The organism is Cellulomonas sp. P4_B5_2, from assembly GCF_056402235.1.
In genome coordinates this window covers 1-4,978 of the sequence record NZ_JBFUHU010000284.1, presented here as the reverse complement: position 1 = coordinate 4,978, position 4,978 = coordinate 1, and the positions used below count along the sequence as shown (strand labels likewise).

Genomic DNA, 4,978 nt, shown 5'->3' with positions numbered 1-4,978 from the left:
ATGCCGCCTCAGGAGCGTCCTCGAGGCGCAGCACCCGTCCCCCCGCCCTGAGCAACGCGTCCAGCCCGCCCTCGTGCGCGCGCGCGCCGGTGAGCACCGCCCGGACCTCCACGCCCCGCCGGGCGAGCAGCGCCCCGGCGTACAGGGCGTCGCCCCCGTTGTTGCCGGAGCCGACCAGCACCACCACCCGCGCGCCCGCCACGGTGCCGCGCAGCTCGCGCAGAGCCGCGACCACGTGGACGTGCAGGGCGAACGCGGCCCGCTCCATCAACGGGACGCCGGCAGCCAGCAGGGGCTCCTCGGCGGCACGTACCTGCGCGGAGGTCCAGGTCTGCAGCACGCCTCCCATCCTGGCGGGTCAGGCGGGCGGCTGTCCGATCGGATCGATTCGAGCGATCCCCCGGCACCGCGGCCGATGCGCAGGTAACGTGCCGAGCATGCGCTTCGGACTCTTCATCCCTCAGGGCTGGCGGCAGGACCTCACCGGCATCGACCCCCGCGACCACTGGCAGACCATGAGCGGCCTGGCCACGCACGCCGACCAGGGCGACACCTACGACTCGATCTGGGTCTACGACCACTTCCACTCGGTCCCCGAGCCGAACGGCGAGGCCACCCACGAGGCGTGGAGCCTCATCAACGCGTTCGCCGCCACCACCAGCCGCGTCCGGCTGGGCCAGATGTGCACCTGCATGGCCTACCGGAACCCCGCCTACCTGGCCAAGGTGGCCACCACGGCGGACATCATCTCGGGCGGTCGCGTCGAGATGGGCATCGGCGCCGGCTGGTACGAGCACGAGTGGCTCGCGTACGGCTACGGCTTCCCGTCCGCCGGCACCCGGATCGCGATGCTCGACGAGGGCGTCCAGATCTTCAAGCAGATGTGGACCAACGGCACCGCGACCCTCGACGGCGAGCACTACAAGGTCGACGGCGCGCAGCTGTCCCCGCTCCCCCTCCAGGTGGACGGCCCTCCCCTGTGGATCGCCGGCGGAGGCGAGAAGAAGACGCTCCGCATCGCGGCCGAGCACGCGCAGTACACCAACTTCGCGGGGACCCCTGAGGCCTTCGCGCACAAGTCCGAGATCCTGCGCGGGCACTGCGAGGCCATCGGCCGGCCGTTCGAGGAGATCACCCGGTCCGCCAACTACAACGTGGTCATCGGGTCCACGCAGGCCGAGGTCGACGACCGCATCGCCTGGGTCGAGGAGCACCTGAGCAACACCGTCCCCGCCAAGGCGGCCGAGGTCGCGGAGGACTTCCGCAACGGCACCCTGGTGGGCACGCCGGAGCAGATCGTCGAGAAGCTGCAGGCCTTGGAGAAGCTCGGCATGACCTACGCGATCACCTACTTCTCGGAGGCCGCCTACGACCGCTCCGGCATCGAGCTGTTCGAGAACGAGGTCGCCCCCGCGCTGCGCTGAGCGTCAGTCGCGCTCGGCGACGACCACGGCGGAGGCGATGCCCGCGTCGTGGGAGATGGACAGGTGGAACCGGTCCACGCCGAGCGCGGCCGCCGCGGCGGCGACCGTGCCGACCACCTCGACCACCGGCTGGGCGCCCGCGGTCCGCCGCACGGTCGCGTCCTGCCAGCTCATCCCCGCCGGTGCGCCGAGCGCCTTGGCGATCGCCTCCTTGGCCGCGAACCGCGCGGCCAACGAGGTCTCCGGCATCTGGCGCTCCTCGGGCGTGAACAGCCGGTCGCGCAGCGCCGGCACCCGGTGCAGGGTGTCGACGAACCGCGCGACGTCGACGACGTCGATCCCGACGCCGATGATCACGCGACGCTCACGCGGTCGTCACTCGACCGTGACGGACTTCGCGAGGTTGCGCGGCTGGTCCACGTCGAGCCCCTTGGCGGTGGCCAGCTCGCACGCGAACAGCTGCAGCGGCACCACGGTCAGCAGCGGCGCGAGCAGGGTCGGCGACTGCGGCACGTAGAACACCTCGTCCGCGTACGGCAGCACGTCCGTGTCGCCGTCCTCCGCGATGACGAGCGTGCGTGCACCACGCGCGCGGATCTCCTGGATGTTGGAGACCACCTTGGAGTGCAGCGAGTCGCGGCCCCGCGGCGAGGGCACGATGACGAACACCGGCTGCCCCTCCTCGATCAGCGCGATCGGGCCGTGCTTGAGCTCCCCGGCAGCGAACCCCTCGGCGTGGATGTACGCGAGCTCCTTGAGCTTGAGCGCGCCCTCCATGGCGACCGGGAAGCCGACGTGCCGGCCCAGGAACAGGACCGAGGTCGTGTCCACCATCGACCGCGCGGTCTGTCGCACACGGTCCGCCCGGTCGAGCACCTGCTGGATCTTGTCCGGCATGGCACGCAGCTCGGAGAGGATCTCCCCCACCTCGTCGGCGTACTTGTTGCCCCGCAGCTGCGCCAGGTACAGGCCCAGCAGGTACGCGGCGGTGATCTGCGCGAGGAACGCCTTGGTGGACGCCACCGCGATCTCCGGGCCGGCGTGCGTGTAGAGGACCGCGTCCGCCTCACGCGGGATGGTCGAGCCGTGCGTGTTCACCAGCGCCAGCACCTTGGCGCCCTGCTCGCGCGCGTGCCGGACGGCCATGAGCGTGTCCATGGTCTCGCCGGACTGCGACACGGCGACCACGAGCGTCCGCTCGTTGACCACCGGGTCGCGGTAGCGGAACTCGTGCGCCAGCTCGACCTCGACGGGGATCCGGCACCAGTGCTCGATCGCGTACTTGGCCACGTGCCCGGCGTACGCGGCGGTGCCGCACGCGACGACGATGATCTTGTCGACCGACCGGAGCACCGACTCGTCGATCCGCACCTCGTCGAGGACCAGGCGTCCGTGCGCGTCGGTCCGGCCCAGGAGGGTGTCCGCGACGGCGTGCGGCTGGTCGTGGATCTCCTTGTCCATGAACGAGGCGAAGCCACCCTTCTCGGCGGCGGCGGCGTCCCAGTCGACGGTGTACCGGCGCGCCTGCGCGGGCAGCCCGTCGAAGYCGGTGACCGTGACGGTGTCCGGCGTGATGGTCACCACCTGGTCCTGGCCCAGCTCGAGGGCTTCCCGCGTGTGCGAGATGAACGCCGCCACGTCGGAGCCCAGGAAGTTCTCGCCCTCGCCGATCCCGACGACCAGCGGGGAGTCGTGCCGGGCGCCCACCACGACGTCGGGGGCGTCCTCGTGCACGGCCAGCAGCGTGAACGTGCCGTGCAGCGAGCGGGCGACCTCGGTCATCGCCTGGGTGAGGTTCCCGGTCGACTCGTAGGCGCGCGCGATGAGCTGCGCGGCGACCTCGGTGTCGGTCTCCGAGAGGAACTCGACGCCGTCGGCCACCAACCCGGCCTTGAGGGAGGCGAAGTTCTCCACGATGCCGTTGTGGATCACCGCGAGCTTGCCGGCCACGTGCGGGTGCGCGTTCACGTCGGTCGGGCCGCCGTGCGTCGCCCACCGGGTGTGCCCGATCGCGGCGGTCGAGACCGGGAGCGGACGCAGGTCGAGCTCCTCGACGAGGTTGGCCAGCTTGCCGGCCTTCTTCGCGGTCGAGAGCCTCCCGTCCGGACTCACGAGCGCGACGCCCGCCGAGTCGTACCCGCGGTACTCGAGCCTCCGCAGGCCCTCCAGCACGACGTCCAGCGGATGATCGCTGGCTACCTGGCTACCGACGTAACCGACGATTCCACACATGGCGGGGAGTCTACCGGGGCTCACGGGGGTCCCTGGGTGCGCCTCCTCCTCCCCGCTCAGGCACAATCGTCCCCGTGCCACCGTCGCTGACCCCGGCCACGCCCTACGTCGACCTGGACCGCGACGCCTGGACGCGGCTCTCCGCGTCCACCCCGCTGCCCCTGACGGACGCGGACGTCGAGCGCCTCGCCGGTCTCGGCGACCCGATCGACCTGGCCGAGGTCGACGCCATCTACCGGCCGATCTCCCGCCTGCTCGACCTGCACATCGAGGCGACCCGCGGCCTGCACGCGGCATCCAGCACGTTCCTGCGCGAGGACGTCGGCGGCACCCCGTTCGTCATCGGCGTGGCCGGCTCCGTGGCGGTCGGGAAGTCGACCACCGCTCGCCTGCTGCGCGAGCTCCTCGCCCGGTGGCCTGCGACCCCGCGGGTCCAGCTGATCACCACCGACGGCTTCCTCTACCCCAACGCCGAGCTGGAGCGTCGCGGGCTGATGGACCGCAAGGGCTTCCCGGAGTCGTACGACCGCCGGGCGCTCCTGCGGTTCGTGTCCAAGGTCAAGGCCGGTCGCCCCGAGGTCCGCGTGCCCGTGTACGACCACCTGACCTACGACATCCTCCCGGGGCGCGAGATCGTGGTGAACCGCCCCGACGTGCTCATCGTGGAGGGCCTCAACGTCCTGCAGCCCGCCCGGCCCACCGCCGAGGGCACCTCGAACCTCGCGGTCAGCGACTTCTTCGACTTCTCGATCTACGTCGACGCGCGTACCAGCGACGTCCGCCGCTGGTACGTGGACCGCTTCCTGGCACTCCGGCAGACCGCGTTCGCCCGGCCGGAGTCGTACTTCCACCGGTACGCGGCGCTGAGCGACCTCGAGGCGATCGAGCTCGCCGAGGAGATCTGGGACTCCATCAACGAGCCCAACCTCGTGCAGAACATCCTGCCCACCCGCAGCAGGGCGACCCTGGTGCTGACCAAGGGACGCGACCACTCGGTGGAGCGGGTCCGGCTCCGCAAGCTCTAGCTCAGGGGCTGGTCGTGGCCCCGTCCGCGGGCGCGATGAGCCGCACCGGGTACTGCTCGCTGTCGGTCTCCTGGAGGGCGTCGAGCGCGTCAGCCACCGCCCGCTGCGGGGAGCCGCACCGGTCCGTCGGCCACACCGGCCGGATGGCCCGGCCGAGGGCGTCGACGAGCCACAGCGCCGGGGGGACGACCGCGGCGGTGCTGCAGGTGCCGCCCTGGGGTGCCGAGGCGCGTCGCAGCGCCGCGACGAGCGGGTCGAGGTCGCCCTCACGCCAGCTCGCGGTGAGCGCCACCCACG

The 4,978-nt window shown here is 71.7% G+C and carries 6 protein-coding genes; 2 read left to right on the top strand and 4 right to left on the bottom strand.

Translation table 11 applies throughout. From position 1 onward, the window contains the following. A partial coding sequence (locus tag AC1DUQ_RS17540; protein WP_477074232.1) for an NAD(P)H-hydrate epimerase occupies nt 1-349 on the bottom strand: 349 nt, incomplete at its 3' end. An 88-nt stretch (nt 350-437) separates the two neighbouring features. Here AC1DUQ_RS17540 and AC1DUQ_RS17535 point away from each other — a divergent pair. Continuing rightward, nucleotides 438-1,424 (top strand): LLM class F420-dependent oxidoreductase, encoded by a 987-nt coding sequence (locus tag AC1DUQ_RS17535; protein WP_477061384.1) that lies wholly within the window; start codon nt 438-440, stop codon nt 1,422-1,424. 3 nt (nt 1,425-1,427) lie between these two features. On the opposite strand, the gene AC1DUQ_RS17530 is transcribed toward AC1DUQ_RS17535, so the two are convergent. Together AC1DUQ_RS17530 and glmS are read right to left on the bottom strand one after the other, a co-directional pair. Continuing rightward, nucleotides 1,428-1,781, bottom strand: a complete 354-nt coding sequence (locus AC1DUQ_RS17530) for a holo-ACP synthase (RefSeq protein ID WP_056088999.1) — start codon at nt 1,779-1,781, stop codon at nt 1,428-1,430. A gap of 18 nt (nt 1,782-1,799) precedes the next feature. Continuing rightward, nucleotides 1,800-3,656, bottom strand: coding sequence for a glutamine--fructose-6-phosphate transaminase (isomerizing) (gene glmS, locus AC1DUQ_RS17525; RefSeq protein WP_477074231.1), 1,857 nt, complete (start codon nt 3,654-3,656; stop codon nt 1,800-1,802). Nucleotides 3,657-3,730: 74 nt separating this feature from the next. Here glmS and coaA point away from each other — a divergent pair, with 74 nt between their 5' ends. After that, complete coding sequence (coaA, locus tag AC1DUQ_RS17520; protein ID WP_477074230.1) at nt 3,731-4,681, top strand: type I pantothenate kinase; 951 nt, start codon at nt 3,731-3,733, stop codon at nt 4,679-4,681. Nucleotide 4,682: 1 nt separating this feature from the next. Here coaA and AC1DUQ_RS17515 read toward each other — a convergent pair. Then, on the bottom strand, nt 4,683-4,978 hold a 296-nt coding region (locus tag AC1DUQ_RS17515; protein ID WP_477074229.1), incomplete at its 5' end, for a hypothetical protein.